Below are 16,432 nucleotides of genomic sequence, written 5' to 3'. Positions count from 1 at the left end.
GGGTTGCAGCGGCTGCTGGCTGATCATTGGCGGACGGCCCGGAGGCTGCGCCCGTGGTCGTCCGAGAACAGTTTATCGGTCGTGCTCGGTCACCCGCCTCCCTGTCTCGCCTCTCGGGAGTGCTGTGACCTGCGGCACGCGCATTCTGCCCAATACCGAGGGGCGTTGGCCAGGGGGCGCCACACTCCTGTGGCAGAGGTTTAAGGGGACTGAGAAGCGGATGAAACATTCAGCCGAGGCGCTCCGCCACCAGGTCCCAGACGGTTTCGGCCAGATGTTCCTTCGGCCCGTGGGGCACGGGGGTCTCACTGCCGTCGGCACCCAGCACCACCGCCTCGTTCTCCTCGGACCCGAAGGTCTTGCGCTCCCCCACCTCGTTGACCACGAGCAGGTCACAGCCCTTGCGCTCCAGCTTGGCGCGGCCGTTGGCCAGGACGTCGTCGGTCTCGGCGGCGAAGCCGACGATCACCTGCCCGGGACGGGCGCGCTCCGCCGAGATCTCCGCGAGGATGTCCGGATTCCGCACCAGCACGATGGGGTCCGGGTCCTGGCCGTCCTTCTTCTTGATCTTCCCGGCCGCGTAGTTCTGCGGCCGGAAGTCCGCGACCGCTGCGGCCATGACGACGGCGTCCGCGTCCGGGGCAGCCTTCAGCACCGCCTCGCGCAGCTGCACGGCCGTGCCCACCTGGACCACGTCCACGCCCGCCGGGTCCGGCAGACCGGTGTTCGCTGCGATGAGCGTGACACGGGCGCCCCGCGCGGCGGCGGTGCGGGCCAGGGCGTAGCCCTGCTTGCCGGAGGAGCGGTTGCCGAGGAAGCGCACCGGGTCGAGAGGTTCGCGGGTGCCGCCGGCGCTGACGACGACGTGCCGTCCCTTGAGGTCGGGTTCGGTGACGCCTCGGGACAGCACGCGGCGGCAGATCGCGTAGATCTCCGCCGGATCGGGCAGCCGGCCCTTGCCCGTGTCGACGCCGGTCAGCCGGCCGACGGCCGGTTCGATGACGACGGCGCCGCGGCGGCGCAGCGTCGCCACGTTCTCCTGGGTGGCCGGGTGTTCCCACATCTCCGTGTGCATGGCGGGGGCGAAGACGACGGGACATCGGGCGGTCAGGAGCGTGTTCGTGAGCAGGTCGTCGGCCAGGCCGTGGGCGGCCTTGGCGAGGATGTCGGCGGTCGCAGGGGCGACGACGACCAGGTCGGCGTGCTGCCCGATGCGGACGTGCGGGACCTCGTGGACGTCGTCCCAGACCTCGGTGGAGACGGGGTTGCCGGAGAGGGCGGACCAGGTGGCGGCGCCGACGAAGTGCAGCGCGGAGGTGGTGGGCACCACGCGTACGTCATGGCCGGACTCACTTAGTCTGCGCAGCAGCTCACACACCTTGTAGGCGGCGATGCCACCGCTGACCCCCAGCACGACCTTGGGCTTGTCCACCGTCTCTCCCCGGCTCGGGAACGTTACGAGTCCCATCGAAGAAGTCCATCACACACCACAGGCCCGACAGTCGCGCTGTCGGGCCTGTGGAAAAGCCAACTGCAATACGAAAGTACTACTGCGCCGGGCCCTCGATGGCCTCGGACGTCAGCAGACCCGCGTTGATCTCGCGCAGGGCGATCGAGAGCGGCTTCTCGTGCACGTGGGTGTCGACGAGCGGACCGACGTACTCGAGGAGGCCCTCGCCGAGCTGCGAGTAGTACGCGTTGATCTGGCGGGCACGCTTGGCCGCGTAGATCACGAGGCTGTACTTCGAGTCGGTGGCCTCGAGGAGCTCGTCGATCGGCGGGTTGATGATGCCCTCGGGCGCGGAGATGGAAGAGGACACGCTCTACCTTCCGATGGATGGGAAAAGATCGGTCGTGATCACATCACTCGTGATCACAGGACATCCATCAAGGCTAGCAGCTCGCGAGCCACGTCCTCGACGGAGGTGTTGACCAAGGTCATGTCGAACTCCGGCTCGGCCGCCAGCTCGATCTTGGCTGCGTCGAGGCGGCGCTCGATCACCTCTGGCGGCTCGGTCCCCCGGCCGGTGAGTCTGCGCACGAGCTCCTCCCAGGAGGGGGGAGCCAGGAACACCAGCCGGCCGTCCGGCATGGTCTCGCGGACCTGCCGGGCGCCCTGGAGGTCGATCTCCAGGAGGACCGGCACGCCGTCCTCCAGGTGCTCCAGCACGGCCGCACGCGGCGTGCCGTAGCGGTTGCCGGCGAACTCGGCCCACTCCAGCAGCTCGCCGTTGGCGATCAGCTTGTCCATCTCCTCGTCGGTGACGAAGAAGTAGTGGACGCCGTGCTTCTCGCCGGGGCGGGGCTTGCGGGTCGTCGCCGACACCGAGAGCCAGACCTCGGGGTGTTCCTTGCGCATATGAGCGACGACCGTGCTCTTGCCGACCCCGGAGGGGCCGGAGAGCACGGTCAGCCGCGGACGTACGTCCGGGGGCTCGGGGGTCGTCCCCCGGAATGTTGCAGCCATGCAGCGATTATTCCAGCAATCCCGGAGTGCCCGGGACCCCCGGTCCGCAGTGGCCGGACTCAGGAGCCGGTGCTGCCGAACTCACGCTCCAGGGAAGCGATCTGGTTGGAACCGAGGCCGCGTACACGGCGGCTCTCGGAAATGCCCAGACGCTCCATGATCTGCTTGGCGCGGACCTTGCCCACGCCCGGCAGGGACTCGAGCAGGGCGGAGACCTTCATCTTGCCGATGACGTCGTTCTCCTGGCCCTGCTTGATGACCTCGTGCAGGGAGGCGCCGGAGTGCTTGAGTCGATTCTTGACCTCGGCCCGCTCCCGGCGAGCCGCGGCGGCCTTTTCGAGCGCGGCTGCGCGCTGTTCAGGGGTAAGGGGCGGAAGAGCCACGCCTACGTCACCTCGGATGTCGAACTGTCGGATACGGACCGGTGAGGAACCTAGTCGCCCCACACCTGGGGAGCCACGAGCAACACGCTTGCCCACTGACTCTCGTCGGAGACTAGCGGGCGAGCGCGCCAGAGTCAGCGAGAACAGCGGAAAAGTCCTGGTCAGCCTCTGTCAGGCCGGACATTTAGGACATAATGCCCCGGATTTGAGGATGTATCCAGACTCAAGCGGGCCTGGAGACGCCCGGACAAGCACTCATCGGAGGACTCGAGCGAGCGCCTCGAACACCAGCGACGACCGTCGCGAAAGCCTCATACGGCTCCCACGGCGGCCCTGATCTCCTCCGCGAAGCGCTCCGCGGCCGCGCGCAGCGTCCCGGCGTCGGGACCGTGCCGCAGCACCCCCCGGCTGACGTTCGGCACGACATTGCGGACCGCGCTGCCGAAGACGGCGGGAAGATCGGCCGCGGTGGCGCCCTGGGCGCCGATGCCGGGCGCCAGGAGCGGCCCGTTGATGTCCAGGTCGTACGACGACAGATCGCCCAGCGTGGCGCCGACGACGGCCCCGAAGGACCCCAGGGGTTCCTCCCCCGCGTTCTCGGCGGCGAGGTGCGCCAGCATCGTCGCGCCGATGTTCCGTCCGTCCGTGCGCACCGCGTGCTGCACCTCGCCGCCCTCCGGGTTGGAGGTCAGCGCGAGCACGAACAGACCGGTGCCGCTCTCGCGGGCGAGCGCGACGGCCGGGGAGAGCGAGCCGTAGCCGAGATAGGGCGAGACGGTGAGCGCGTCCGAGAAGAGCGGGGAGTCCTTGTGCAGGAAGGTCTCGGCGTACGCGCCCATGGTCGAGCCGATGTCGCCGCGCTTGGCGTCCATCACGACCAGTGCGCCGGCGGCCCGCGCCTCCGCGACCGACTTCTCCAGTACGGCGATGCCGCGGGATCCGAAGCGCTCGAAGAAGGCGCTCTGCGGCTTCAGGACGGCGACCCGGTCGGCCATCGCCTCGACGACCGTGCGGCTGAACCGCTCCAGGCCCGCGACGTCGTCGTTCAGGCCCCACTCGGCCAGCAGGGACGCGTGCGGGTCGATGCCGACACAGAGCGCTCCGCGCTCGTCCATGGCGCGACGGAGCCGTGCGCCGAAGGGTTCGAGAGAGCTCATGCCGTCTTCCTCACGTCGGCGCCGACCGCGTCGGCGAGGGTGGCGTACGGGCTGGTGCCCAGGCGGGCGGCCAGGCCCTTGTGGATGGCACGGCCCCAGAAGGGGCCCTCGTAGATGAAGGCGCTGTAGCCCTGTACCAGCGTTGCGCCGGCCAGGATGCGCTGCCAGGCGTCCTCGGCGTTCTCGATGCCGCCGACGCCCACGAGCGTGACGCGGTCGCCCACGCGCGCGTAGAGGCGGCGCAGCACCTCCAGGGAGCGGGACTTCAGGGGAGCGCCGGACAGTCCGCCGGTCTCCTTCACCAAGGAGGGTTCGGATTTCAAACCGAGACCCTCACGCGCGATGGTGGTGTTCGTGGCGATGATCCCGTCCAGGCCGAGCTCGACGGCCAGGTCGGCCACGGCGTCGACGTCCTCGTCGGCGAGGTCCGGCGCGATCTTCACGAGCAGCGGGACGCGACGGGAGGTCACCGTGCGGTCGGCGGCCTCGCGGACGGCGCTCAGGAGCGGCCGCAGCGCCTCGGTGGCCTGCAGGTTGCGCAGGCCGGGGGTGTTCGGGGAGGAGACGTTCACGACCAGGTAGTCGGCGTACGGTGCCAGCCGCTCGGTCGACTTCACGTAGTCGCCGACGGCCTCCGCCTCCGGGACGACCTTCGTCTTGCCGATGTTGACGCCCACGACGGTCCTGAAAACCGGCTCACGGGACGCCAGACGGGCCGCCACGGCCAGCGAGCCCTCGTTGTTGAAGCCCATGCGGTTGATCAGCGCACGGTCCTTCACGAGCCGGAACAGCCGCTTCCTGGGGTTGCCCGGCTGAGCCTCCCCGGTGACCGTGCCGATCTCGACGTGGTCGAAGCCGAGCATCGACATGCCGTCGATCGCGACCGCGTTCTTGTCGAAGCCGGCGGCGAGCCCGAAGGGCCCGTGCATGCGCAGCCCGAAGGCCTCCGTGCGCAGCTCCTTGTACCGGGGCGCGAGGGCTGCGGCGACGAAGGTGCGCAGCACGGGGATGCGGACGGCGAGGCGGATCCAGCGGAAGGCCAGGTGATGCGCCTGCTCCGGGTCCATCCGTGTGAAAACCAGACGGAAGAAAAGCTTGTACATCTCGGGAGTCCTCAAGGTCCTCATGAAGAGGGGGACACCGTTTCCGGTGTCCCCCTCAGGGCTGCTAGTCGCGGGCCGCGGTCAGGTGTTCCGCGTGTTCCTGGAGCGAACGGACGCCCACGTCGCCGTGGTTGAGCGCGTCGATGCCCTGGACGGCCGCGGCGAGCGCCTGGACCGTCGTCAGGCACGGGACCGACCGCGCCACGGCCGCCGTACGGATCTCGTAGCCGTCGAGGCGGCCGCCGGTGCCGTACGGGGTGTTGACGATGAGGTCGACCTCGCCGTCGTGGATGTGCTGGACGATGGTCTTCTCGCCGTTCGGGCCGGTTCCCTCGGACTGCTTGCGCACGACGGTGGCGTTGATGCCGTTGCGCTTGAGGACCTCGGCGGTGCCGGAGGTGGCGAGCAGCTCGAAGCCGTGGGCGACGAGTTCGCGCGCCGGGAAGATCATCGAGCGCTTGTCGCGGTTGGCGACCGAGATGAAGGCGCGGCCCTTGGTGGGCAGCGGGCCGTAGGCGCCCGCCTGCGACTTGGCGTACGCCGTGCCGAAGACGGAGTCGATGCCCATGACCTCGCCGGTGGAGCGCATCTCCGGGCCGAGGACGGTGTCGACACCGCGACCGTGGATGTCCCGGAAGCGGGACCACGGCATGACGGCCTCCTTGACGGAGATCGGCGCGTCGAGCGGGAGCTCGCCGCCGTCACCGTTGGCCGGGAGCAGACCTTCGGCGCGCAGTTCCGCGATGGTCGCGCCCAGGGAGATCCGGGCGGCGGCCTTCGCCAGCGGCACCGCGGTCGCCTTCGAGGTGAAGGGGACCGTGCGGGACGCGCGCGGGTTGGCCTCGAGGACGTAGAGGATGTCGCCGGCCATCGCGAACTGGATGTTGATCAGGCCGCGGACGCCGACGCCCCTGGCGATGGCCTCCGTGGAGGCCCGCAGCCGCTTGATGTCGAAGCCGCCGAGCGTGATCGGGGGCAGGGCGCACGCCGAGTCGCCGGAGTGGATGCCGGCCTCCTCGATGTGCTCCATCACGCCGCCGAGGTAGAGCTCCTGGCCGTCGTAGAGCGCGTCGACGTCGATCTCGATGGCGTCGTCGAGGAAGCGGTCGACGAGGACCGGCCGGGAGGGGCTGATCTCGGTCGACTCGGCGATGTAGGACGACAGCCGGGTCTCGTCGTAGACGATCTCCATGCCGCGTCCGCCGAGGACGTACGAAGGCCGCACGAGGACCGGGTAGCCGATCTCGTCGGCGATGGCCTTGGCTTCGGCGAAGGTGGTGGCCGTGCCGTGCTTGGGGGCGGGCAGACCCGCTTCGGCGAGTACGCGGCCGAAGGCGCCGCGGTCCTCGGCGGCGTGGATGGCCTCCGGCGGGGTGCCCACGATCGGCACGCCGTTGTCCTTGAGCGCCTGCGAGAGGCCCAGCGGGGTCTGGCCGCCGAGCTGGACGACCACGCCCGCCACCGGCCCGGCCTGCTGCTCGGCGTGGACGATCTCCAGCACGTCTTCCAGCGTCAGCGGCTCGAAGTACAGGCGGTCGGAGGTGTCGTAGTCCGTGGAGACGGTCTCCGGGTTGCAGTTGACCATCACCGTCTCGTAGCCCGCGTCGCTCAGGGCGAAGGAGGCGTGGACGCAGGAGTAGTCGAACTCGATGCCCTGGCCGATGCGGTTGGGGCCGGAGCCCAGGATGATGACCGCGGGCTTCTCGCGGGGCGCGACCTCGGTCTCCTCGTCGTAGGAGGAGTAGAAGTAGGGCGTCTTCGCGGCGAACTCGGCGGCGCAGGTGTCGACCGTCTTGTAGACCGGGCGGATGCCCAGCGCGTGGCGCACCTCCCGTACGACGTCCTCGCGCAGGCCGCGGATCTCAGCGAGCTGCTGGTCGGAGAAGCCGTGCCGCTTGGCCTCGGCCAGCAGCTCGCGGGTCAGCTCGGGGGCCTCGGCGAGCTCGTCCGCGATCTCCTTGATGAGGAAGAGCTGGTCGACGAACCAGGGGTCGATCTTCGTGTACTCGAAGACCTCCTCCTGGGTGGCGCCGGCGCGGATGGCCTGCATCACGGTGTTGATACGGCCGTCGGTGGGGCGGACGGCCTCTTCGAGCAGGTGCGCCTTGTCGCCGGGCTCACCGACGAAGGTGAACTGGCTGCCCTTCTTCTCCAGCGAGCGCAGCGCCTTCTGGAAGGCCTCGGTGAAGTTGCGGCCGATGGCCATGGCCTCGCCGACCGACTTCATGGTGGTGGTCAGCGTGGAGTCGGCCTGCGGGAACTTCTCGAAGGCGAAGCGCGGGGCCTTCACGACGACATAGTCGAGCGTCGGCTCGAAGGAGGCCGGGGTCTCCTGGGTGATGTCGTTCGGGATCTCGTCGAGGGTGTAGCCGACGGCGAGCTTGGCGGCGATCTTGGCGATCGGGAAGCCGGTCGCCTTGGAGGCGAGCGCCGAGGAGCGCGACACGCGCGGGTTCATCTCGATGACGATCACGCGACCGTCTTCCGGGTTGACCGCGAACTGGATGTTGCAGCCGCCGGTGTCGACGCCGACCTCGCGGATGACGGCGATGCCGATGTCGCGCAGGATCTGGTACTCGCGGTCGGTCAGCGTCATCGCGGGCGCGACGGTGATCGAGTCGCCGGTGTGCACGCCCATGGGGTCGAAGTTCTCGATGGAGCAGACGACCACGACGTTGTCGTGCTTGTCGCGCATCAGCTCCAGCTCGTACTCCTTCCAGCCGAGGATGGACTCCTCCAGGAGCACCTCGGTGGTCGGCGAGAGCGTGAGGCCCTGGCCTGCGATCCGGCGCAGTTCCTCCTCGTCGTGCGCGAAGCCGGAGCCGGCGCCGCCCATGGTGAAGGAGGGGCGGACGACGACCGGGTAGCCGCCGAGCGTCTCGACGCCCTTGAGCACGTCGTCCATGGAGTGGCAGATGACCGAGCGGGCGGACTCGCCATGGCCGATCTTCTGGCGGACGGCCTCGACGACCTCCTTGAACAGGTCGCGGTCCTCGCCCTTGTTGATGGCTTCGACGTTGGCGCCGATCAGCTCGACGCCGTACTTGTCGAGGGTGCCCGCCTCGTGCAGCGAGATGGCCGTGTTGAGGGCCGTCTGGCCGCCCAGGGTGGGCAGGAGCGCGTCGGGCCGCTCCTTGGCGATGATCTTCTCGACGAACTCCGGGGTGATCGGCTCGACGTACGTGGCGTCGGCGATCTCCGGGTCGGTCATGATCGTCGCCGGGTTGGAGTTGACGAGGATCACCCGCAGGCCTTCGGCGCGCAGGATGCGGCACGCCTGGGTGCCGGAGTAGTCGAACTCGGCGGCCTGGCCGATGACGATCGGGCCGGAGCCGATGACCAGGACGGACTGGATATCGGTGCGCTTAGGCACGCTGGCCCTCCATCAGTGCTGTGCTCATCAAAGAGGTGAAGCGGTCGAACAGGTAGGCGGCGTCGTGCGGGCCTGCTGCCGCTTCGGGGTGGTACTGGACGCTGAAGGCCGGCTGGTCGAGGAGCTGCAGGCCCTCCACCACGTTGTCGTTGAGGCAGACGTGGGAGACCTCGGCGCGGCCGTAGGGGGTGTCGGAGACCTTGTCGAGCGGGGCGTCGACGGCGAAGCCGTGGTTGTGCGCGGTGACCTCGACCTTGCCGGTCGTGCGGTCCTGCACCGGCTGGTTGATGCCGCGGTGGCCGTACTTCAGCTTGTAGGTGCCGAACCCGAGGGCGCGGCCCAGGATCTGGTTGCCGAAGCAGATCCCGAAGAGGGGGGTCTTGCGCTCCAGCACGCCCTGCATGACGGAGACGGCGTGGTCGGCGGTGGCCGGGTCACCGGGACCGTTGGAGAAGAAGACACCGTCGGGGTTGACGGCGTACACGTCCTCGACGGTGGCCGTCGCGGGCAGTACGTGCACCTCGATGCCGCGCTCGGCCATGCGGTGCGGGGTCATGCCCTTGATGCCGAGGTCGACGGCGGCGACGGTGAACTTCTTCGCACCGATCGCCGGGACGACGTACGCCTCCTTGGTGGCGACCTCGGCGGACAGGTCGGCGCCCTTCATCTCGGGGGCCTGGCGGACCTCGGCGAGCATGGTGCCCTCGTCGGGCAGCGCGTTGCCGGAGAAGATGCCGACGCGCATCGCGCCGCGCTCGCGCAGATGACGCGTGAGCGCGCGCGTGTCGATGCCGGAGATCCCGACGACGCCCTGGTGGCGCAGCTCCTCGTCGAGCGAGCGGCGGGAGCGCCAGTTCGACGGCACCCGCGCGGGGTCGCGCACGACGTATCCGGCGACCCAGATCTGCTTGCTCTCCGGGTCCTCGTCGTTGACGCCGGTGTTGCCGACGTGCGGGGCGGTCATCACGACGACCTGGCGGTGGTACGAGGGGTCGGTCAGGGTCTCCTGGTAGCCGGTCATGCCGGTCGAGAAGACCGCCTCGCCGAAGGTCACCCCCACGGCCCCGTAGGCGCGGCCGCGGAAGATCCGGCCGTCCTCCAGGACGAGTACGGCGGGAACCTTGGCGGCTCCCCTGGTGGAGGTTGTCATCGTGCGCCTTCCGTCTTGTTGATCATGTGGTTCAGGGTCTCGACCCATTCGGTGTGCTCGGCCGCGCGGTCCGAGCGGAAGCCGGAGTCGATCAGCCGGTCGCCGTGCGCCCAGGTCACCACGAGCAGTCCGCCCTCGGTCAGCACCTTGCCGGCGATGCCCTTGTCGAGCCGGGCCTCGCGCAGTTGCGCGGCCGGGACGAAGAAGTCGCTCGCACCGGGGCGTACGACGTCCAGTCCCGCGTCCGTCAGCGTGAGCTCGACCCGGCTGCGGGTGCCGAGGCCGTGCGCCACGATGCGGTCCAGCCACTGCCCGGCGGTGGTGGAGCCGTGATAGCGGCCACTCATCGTCAGTCTGGCCTCGCCCGGCTCGTCCGGCGCGCTGGGCAGCTCCGGCAGGTCACCCTGGAGCGTGCCGCGCCACTTCCAGCCCTCGCGCATCAGCCAGTAGACGAGTGCGATGAACAGGGCGAGTCCGACGAGCCAGCCGATCCGGGCGGCCCAGTCGGTGACCTCCGCCGACTTCTTCTCGGCTGCGAGCAGGATTACAGGTGTCACGTGAGCTTCCCGTCGACGAGCGTGGCCTTGCCCCGGAGCCACGTGTGCGTGACACGGCCCGGCAGCTCACGCCCCTCGTACGGAGTGTTGCGGCTGCGCGAGGCGAAGCCCGCGGGGTCCACGGACCCACGGTATTCCGTGTCGACGAGCGTGAGGTTGGCGGGCTCACCAGCCGAGACGGGACGCCCGTGTCCCTTGGCCTGCCCGATCCGGGCGGGCTTGAAGGACATGCGGTCGGCGACCCCGGCCCAGTTGATCAGCCCGGTGTCCACCATGGTCTCCTGCACCACTGACAACGCGGTCTCCAGGCCGACCATCCCCATGGCGGCGGCGGCCCACTCGCAGTCCTTGTCCTCGTGCGGGTGCGGGGCGTGGTCGGTGGCGACGATGTCGATCGTGCCGTCGGCGAGCGCCTCGCGCAGGGCGAACACGTCCCGCTCGGTGCGCAGCGGCGGGTTCACCTTGTAGACCGGGTTGTACGTCCGCACCAGCTCGTCGGTGAGGAGCAGGTGGTGCGGGGTGACCTCGGCCGTGACGTCGATGCCGCGGGACTTGGCCCAGCGGACGATCTCCACGGACCCGGCGGTCGACAGATGGCAGATGTGGACGCGGGAGCCGACGTGCTCGGCGAGCAGGACATCCCGGGCGATGATCGATTCTTCGGCCACCGCGGGCCAGCCGCCGAGCCCCAGCTCGGCGGAGACGATGCCCTCGTTCATCTGGGCGCCCTCGGTCAGCCGGGGCTCCTGCGCGTGCTGGGCGACGACGCCGCCGAAGGCCTTCACGTACTCCAGCGCGCGCCGCATGATCACGGCGTCGTCGACGCACTTGCCGTCGTCGGAGAAGACGGTGACACCGGCCGCCGACTCGTGCATGGCGCCGAGCTCGGCGAGCTTCTTGCCCTCCAGGCCGACGGTGACGGCGCCGATGGGCTGCACATCGCAGTAGCCGTGCTCCTGGCCGAGCCGGTAGACCTGCTCGACGACGCCGGCGGTGTCGGCGACGGGGAAGGTGTTGGCCATGGCGAACACCGCCGTGTAGCCACCGCTCGCCGCCGCGCGCGTCCCGGTCAGTACGGTCTCGGAGTCCTCGCGGCCGGGCTCGCGCAGATGGGTGTGCAGGTCGACGAGGCCCGGCAGCAGCACCTTGCCGGCGGCCTCGACGACCTCGGCGCCCTCGTCACTCAGACCGACGCCCACCTCGGCGATCGTCGTGCCGTCGATCAGCACGTCCTGCGGCTCGCCGCCGAGCACCTTCGCACCACGGATCAGGATCTTGCTCATCTGTACTTACTTCTCCTCGGAACCGGTGGGGCGGGTGTGGGTGACGGCGGGCTCGTTCCCCCCGAGCAGCAGATACAGAACGGCCATCCGGATGGAGACTCCGTTTGCGACCTGCTCGACGACGGTGCAGCGCTCGGAGTCGGCCACCTCGGCGGTGATCTCCATGCCGCGGACCATCGGGCCGGGGTGCATCACGATGGCGTGCTCGGGCATCCGCGCCATGCGGTCGCCGTCGAGGCCGTAGCGCCGCGAGTACTCGCGCTCGGTCGGGAAGAACGCGGCGTTCATGCGCTCGCGCTGCACGCGCAGCATCATCACCGCGTCGGACTTGGTGAGGGTGGAGTCGAGGTCGTACGACACCTCGCAGGGCCAGGTCCCGACGCCGACCGGCACCAGCGTGGGCGGCGCGACGAGGGTGACCTCGGCGCCCAGCGTGTGCAGCAGGTCGACGTTGGAGCGGGCGACCCGGCTGTGCAGCACGTCGCCGACGATCGTGATCCGCTTGCCGGACAGGTCCTGCCCTATCCCGGCGTCCCGGCCGACCAGGCGGCGGCGCATGGTGAACGCGTCGAGCAGGGCCTGGGTGGGGTGCTGGTGGGTGCCGTCACCGGCGTTGATGACGGCGGCGTCGATCCAGCCGGAGTTGGCGAGGCGGTAGGGGGCCCCGGAGGCGCCGTGCCGGATGACCACGGCGTCGACGCCCATGGCCTCCAGGGTCTGGGCGGTGTCCTTCAGGGACTCGCCCTTGGAGACGCTCGACCCCTTGGCGGTGAAGTTGATGACGTCCGCGGACAGGCGCTTCTCGGCCGCTTCGAAGGAGATACGCGTGCGCGTGGAGTCCTCGAAGAAGAGGTTCACCACGGTACGGCCGCGCAGGGTCGGCAGTTTCTTGATCGGCCGGTCGGCGACCCGGGCCATCTCCTCGGCGGTGTCGAGGATCAGGACGGCGTCGTCGCGGGTGAGGTCGGCGGCCGAGATGAGATGACGCTGCATCTGTCAGGCTCCGTAAGGCAGTTCAGGTTTCTAGGAGGCCCGGGTTCCGGGGCCCGCGGCGGCAGCCGCCGGTGTCACGGCCCCGGAGAGCACAGCCGGGCATTACGGGCGCGCAGCCGCGCACTCGGAGTCGTACGAGTGCTACTGCTGCTCGCCCCGGGCGGCCGGCTTCGCACCGAGCAGCACGGTGTCGCGACCGTCCTCCTCGGCGAGTTGGACCTTGACCGTCTCCCGCAGCGACGTGGGGAGGTTCTTGCCGACATAGTCGGCGCGGATGGGCAGTTCGCGGTGGCCGCGGTCGACAAGGACCGCGAGCTGCACCGCGCGCGGGCGCCCGATGTCGTTCAGGGCGTCCAGGGCCGCGCGGATGGTACGGCCGGAGAAGAGCACGTCGTCGACGAGGACGACCAGGCGGCCGTCGATGCCGTCACCGGGGATCTCGGTCCGGGCCAGCGCACGCGGCGGATGCATGCGCAGATCGTCGCGGTACATGGTGATGTCGAGCGAACCGACCGGGATCTTCCGGTCGGTGATCTCCTCGAGCTTGGCGGCGAGCCGCTGGGCGAGGAAGACCCCTCGGGTCGGAATGCCGAGGAGCACCACGTCGTCGGCGCCCTTGGCGCGCTCGACGATCTCGTGGGCGATGCGGGTCAACACCCGCGCGATGTCGGGGCCTTCGAGAACCGGCCGCGCATCGGACGCCGGAATCCCGGATGTGTCCTGCTTGTCCATACGAAACGGACCTCCTTCTCCGCCTCACGGGACGGACCTTAAAGGACGTCGGATTTGCGCCATCCACGGTAGCAGGCCCGGGCGGCGCCCCTGATCACCCCCCTGGCGTAATCGGCCACCGCGGCCACGGAAGCGTCGGTGTGGACCATTCGGCTTGACGCAGAAGAGTCACGCTGCGTAACCTCACAGTGAGTTACCAGACGCGCGGCTCGGAACCTCTTCGGCCGCGTCGACACAGTGTCCGGGGAGCTATATGTCCAGCGAATACGCCAAACAGCTCGGGGCCAAGCTCCGGGCCATCCGCACCCAGCAGGGCCTTTCCCTCCACGGTGTCGAGGAGAAGAGTCAGGGACGCTGGAAGGCGGTCGTGGTCGGTTCGTACGAGCGCGGCGACCGTGCCGTGACCGTACAGCGCCTCGCCGAACTGGCGGATTTCTATGGGGTCCCGGTGCAGGAGCTCCTGCCGGGCACCACCCCGGGCGGCGCCGCCGAGCCGCCGCCGAAGCTGGTCCTGGACCTGGAGCGGCTGGCCACTGTGCCGGCCGAGAAGGCGGGCCCGCTGCAGCGCTATGCGGCGACGATCCAGTCGCAGCGCGGTGACTACAACGGCAAGGTGCTGTCGATCCGCCAGGACGACCTGCGCACACTCGCCGTCATCTACGACCAGTCCCCGTCGGTCCTCACCGAGCAGCTGATCAGCTGGGGTGTGCTGGACGCGGACGCGCGCCGGGCGGTCGCCCACGAAGACGCCTGACATGGCCTGACGGCCCTCACCGGCCCTCAGCAGAAACGTGCCGCCGGGGTGGCCGGAACTTGACGGTTCCGGCCACCCCGGCGGCTTTCTGCGGCCTTCGAGGACCACGCAGGCACGGGAACGCCAGGGGGCCCGCAGCAGTCACGCTGCGGGCCCCCTGGCGATGCCTGCCTCTTACGACCGGGGTCGTTACGCCTCGTCCCGGCGCAGTGAGGGCTTCAGCTCCTTGAGCCGGCCCAGCAGGCCGTTGACGAACGCGGGCGACTCGTCCGTGGAGAACTCCTTCGCCAGCTGCACCATCTCGTCCAGCACGACGGCGTCCGGGATCTCGTCGGCCCAGATCAGCTCGTAGGCGCCGAGGCGCAGGACGTTGCGGTCCACGACCGGCATCCGGTCGAGCGTCCAGCCGACCGAGTACTGCGCGATCAGCTCGTCGATGCGCTTCGCGTGCTTCGCGTAGCCCTCGACCAGCTGCATCGTGTACTCGCTCACCGGCGGCTGCCGGGTGTCGTCCCGGGACAGCCGGATCCAGTCCGCGAGGACCGTCAGGACGTCGGCGCCGCGCTGGTCGCCCTCGAAGAGGATCTGGAAGGCGCGCTTGCGTGCCGTGTTGCGGGCAGCCACGGTTAGCTGTTCACCCGGCCGAGGTAGTCGCTCGTACGGGTGTCGACCTTGATCTTCTCACCGGTGGTGATGAAGAGCGGCACCTGGATCTGGTGGCCGGTCTCCAGCGTGGCGGGCTTGGTGCCGCCGGTGGAGCGGTCGCCCTGCAGGCCCGGCTCGGTCTCCTGGACGACGAGCTCGACGGCGGCCGGGAGCTCGACGAAGAGCACCTCGCCCTCGTGCTGCGCGACGGTGGCCGTGAAGCCCTCGATGAGGAAGTTGGCGGCGTCGCCGACGGCCTTGCGGTCGACCATGAGCTGGTCGTAGGTCTCCATGTCCATGAAGACGAAGTACTCGCCGTCCATGTACGAGAACTGCATGTCGCGCTTGTCGACAGTGGCCGTCTCGACCTTGACGCCGGCGTTGAACGTCTTGTCGACGACCTTGCCGGAGAGCACGTTCTTCAGCTTGGTGCGCACGAAGGCCGGGCCCTTGCCGGGCTTGACGTGCTGGAACTCGACGACGGACCACAGCTGGCCGCCTTCGAGCTTGAGCACCAGGCCGTTCTTGAGGTCGTTCGTGGAAGCCACGGTTGCGGAATCTCCTGGACTGACGTGGACGACCCCGGCGCACGCACCTGCCTAGAGTGCGAGCAGCTCCTTGGTCGTGATGGTGAGTAGCTCGGGTCCGCCGTCCGCCTCGGGGCGGACGACGAGCGTGTCATCGATCCGGACGCCGCCCCGGCCCGGGAGGTGGACCCCCGGTTCGACGGTGACCGGCACGCAAGCGTCCAGTTTACCCATGGCCGCAGGGGCCAGCTGCGGGTCCTCATCGATTTCGAGCCCCACGCCATGCCCCGTCAGGGCCGGGAGCCCCTCCGCGTACCCCGCGGAATCCAGCACCTGACGTGCGGCGCGGTCCACATCGCGGCAGGCCGCGCCGGGCACCAGCGACTCCCGTCCGGCGCGCTGGGCGGCGAAGACGAGGTCGTACAGCTCGATCTGCCAGTCCGCGGGAGACGTGCCGATGACGAAGGTGCGGCCGATCTCGCAGCGGTAGCCGCGGTAGGCGGCGCCCAGGCAGACGGAGAGGAAGTCGCCCTCCTCGACGCGGCGGTCGGTGGGCCGGTGGGCGCGTCTGCCGGCGTTGGGGCCGGTGGCGACGGAGGTCGGGAAGGCGGGGCCGTCCGCGCCGTGGTCGACGAGACGCCGCTCCAGCTCGAGCGCGAGATGCCGTTCCGTGCGGCCGACGAGGATGGACTCCAGGAGTTCACCGAGGGCCTGATCGGCGATTTCGGCGCCGATGCGGAGGCAGGAGATCTCCTCCTCGTCCTTGACCACCCTGAGCTGCTCCACGGCTCCGCCGAGGTCGGTCAGGCGCAGGCGCGGGACGACCGAGCGGATCTCGCGGTGCCGGGCCACCGTGAGGTGGTGTTCCTCCACGGCGAGGGTGTCGGCGCGCTGGGCCTCGGCGAGGTCGGCGGCGGCCACCGCGGGATCGCCCGCGCTGCCGGGCAGGGTCTGCACGCGCAGCGCCTCGTCCGGCCGGCCCTCGGCGGGCCGGTCGTCCGGCGGGCCGGCGCAGAGCAGCAGGTCGTCGGTCTTGCCCAGGAGCAGGACGGCGCCCCGCGGGGCGGTGCCCGCGAGGTAGCGGACATTGGCGGGCCGGGAGATCAGCGCGGACTGGCTGCCGCCGGCCTTGCAGCGGTCTCTCAGCCTTGCTCGGCGGAGTGCGTACACCTCGGACATGAGATGAGCGTAGGAGCGGTGGGGGATTTGTGCCGGTTGGGGTGCCGATTGGGGGATAGGGGTGCGGCTGGCTGTTGTTTGCCGGGTGCGGGCCGGTGGGGGTTTCTCGCGCCCACGCGGCGGAGCCGC

16 protein-coding genes are annotated in these 16,432 nt (G+C 69.8%); 1 reads left to right on the top strand and 15 read right to left on the bottom strand.

What is annotated here, in order from left to right; genetic code table 11:
- Positions 1-229: 229 nt before the first annotated feature.
- From coaBC to pyrR, 12 genes are all read right to left on the bottom strand, one after another.
- On the bottom strand, positions 230-1,432 hold the full coding sequence (gene coaBC / locus ACFY1U_RS27580; protein ID WP_390696874.1) for a bifunctional phosphopantothenoylcysteine decarboxylase/phosphopantothenate--cysteine ligase CoaBC: 1,203 nt from the start codon (positions 1,430-1,432) through the stop codon (positions 230-232).
- Between the two features lie 115 nt (positions 1,433-1,547).
- Complete coding sequence (rpoZ, locus tag ACFY1U_RS27575; protein ID WP_003977348.1) at positions 1,548-1,820, bottom strand: DNA-directed RNA polymerase subunit omega; 273 nt, start codon at positions 1,818-1,820, stop codon at positions 1,548-1,550.
- 53 nt (positions 1,821-1,873) lie between these two features.
- Complete coding sequence (gene gmk / locus ACFY1U_RS27570) at positions 1,874-2,467, bottom strand: guanylate kinase (protein WP_115909361.1); 594 nt, start codon at positions 2,465-2,467, stop codon at positions 1,874-1,876.
- Positions 2,468-2,526: 59 nt separating this feature from the next.
- Positions 2,527-2,850, bottom strand: a complete 324-nt coding sequence (locus ACFY1U_RS27565; protein WP_003977346.1) for an integration host factor — start codon at positions 2,848-2,850, stop codon at positions 2,527-2,529.
- Positions 2,851-3,161: 311 nt separating this feature from the next.
- The gene (gene pyrF / locus ACFY1U_RS27560) at positions 3,162-4,007 is read right to left on the bottom strand and encodes an orotidine-5'-phosphate decarboxylase (protein ID WP_390696785.1); all 846 of its coding nucleotides are present in this window, start codon (positions 4,005-4,007) and stop codon (positions 3,162-3,164) included.
- Positions 4,004-5,110 (bottom strand): quinone-dependent dihydroorotate dehydrogenase, encoded by a 1,107-nt coding sequence (locus ACFY1U_RS27555; protein WP_390696784.1) that lies wholly within the window; start codon positions 5,108-5,110, stop codon positions 4,004-4,006. The genes pyrF and ACFY1U_RS27555 overlap by 4 nt, the downstream gene beginning before the upstream one ends.
- Before the next feature lie 64 nt (positions 5,111-5,174).
- Positions 5,175-8,483, bottom strand: coding sequence for a carbamoyl-phosphate synthase large subunit (gene carB / locus ACFY1U_RS27550; protein WP_390696783.1), 3,309 nt, complete (start codon positions 8,481-8,483; stop codon positions 5,175-5,177).
- Positions 8,476-9,633 (bottom strand): glutamine-hydrolyzing carbamoyl-phosphate synthase small subunit, encoded by a 1,158-nt coding sequence (carA, locus tag ACFY1U_RS27545; RefSeq protein WP_390696782.1) that lies wholly within the window; start codon positions 9,631-9,633, stop codon positions 8,476-8,478. The genes carB and carA overlap by 8 nt, the downstream gene beginning before the upstream one ends.
- Positions 9,630-10,190 carry a hypothetical protein gene (locus ACFY1U_RS27540; protein WP_390696781.1) on the bottom strand — a complete coding sequence of 187 codons (561 nt, stop codon included), beginning with the start codon at positions 10,188-10,190 and terminating at the stop codon, positions 9,630-9,632. Before ACFY1U_RS27540 ends, carA begins: the two co-directional genes overlap by 4 nt.
- Positions 10,187-11,473: a dihydroorotase gene (locus ACFY1U_RS27535; protein ID WP_390696780.1), complete on the bottom strand. Its 1,287-nt coding sequence runs from the start codon at positions 11,471-11,473 to the stop codon at positions 10,187-10,189. Before ACFY1U_RS27535 ends, ACFY1U_RS27540 begins: the two co-directional genes overlap by 4 nt.
- A gap of 6 nt (positions 11,474-11,479) precedes the next feature.
- Positions 11,480-12,466: an aspartate carbamoyltransferase catalytic subunit gene (locus ACFY1U_RS27530; protein WP_390696778.1), complete on the bottom strand. Its 987-nt coding sequence runs from the start codon at positions 12,464-12,466 to the stop codon at positions 11,480-11,482.
- Between the two features lie 141 nt (positions 12,467-12,607).
- A complete protein-coding gene (pyrR, locus tag ACFY1U_RS27525) occupies positions 12,608-13,198 on the bottom strand; it encodes a bifunctional pyr operon transcriptional regulator/uracil phosphoribosyltransferase PyrR (protein ID WP_390696777.1) in 591 nt (196 codons plus the stop codon).
- A gap of 253 nt (positions 13,199-13,451) precedes the next feature.
- Between pyrR and bldD the strand changes: the two genes are divergently transcribed.
- On the top strand, positions 13,452-13,952 hold the full coding sequence (bldD, locus tag ACFY1U_RS27520; RefSeq protein WP_099927449.1) for a transcriptional regulator BldD: 501 nt from the start codon (positions 13,452-13,454) through the stop codon (positions 13,950-13,952).
- Positions 13,953-14,141: 189 nt separating this feature from the next.
- Here bldD and nusB read toward each other — a convergent pair whose 3' ends face one another.
- The 3 genes from nusB to ACFY1U_RS27505 are packed head-to-tail and all read right to left on the bottom strand — an operon-like array spanning position 14,142 to position 16,303.
- Positions 14,142-14,576 (bottom strand): transcription antitermination factor NusB, encoded by a 435-nt coding sequence (nusB, locus tag ACFY1U_RS27515; protein WP_030946863.1) that lies wholly within the window; start codon positions 14,574-14,576, stop codon positions 14,142-14,144.
- A 2-nt stretch (positions 14,577-14,578) separates the two neighbouring features.
- Complete coding sequence (gene efp / locus ACFY1U_RS27510; RefSeq protein WP_020117452.1) at positions 14,579-15,145, bottom strand: elongation factor P; 567 nt, start codon at positions 15,143-15,145, stop codon at positions 14,579-14,581.
- 51 nt (positions 15,146-15,196) lie between these two features.
- On the bottom strand, positions 15,197-16,303 hold the full coding sequence (locus ACFY1U_RS27505) for an aminopeptidase P family protein (protein WP_390696776.1): 1,107 nt from the start codon (positions 16,301-16,303) through the stop codon (positions 15,197-15,199).
- Between the last annotated feature and the right edge of the window lie 129 nt (positions 16,304-16,432).

It is taken from the genome of Streptomyces sp. NPDC001351 (genome assembly GCF_042896045.1).
Classification (GTDB): Bacteria; Actinomycetota; Actinomycetes; order Streptomycetales; family Streptomycetaceae; genus Streptomyces.
The sequence above is the reverse complement of the archived record's forward strand: the minus strand, read 5'-3'. Positions and strand labels throughout refer to the sequence as shown.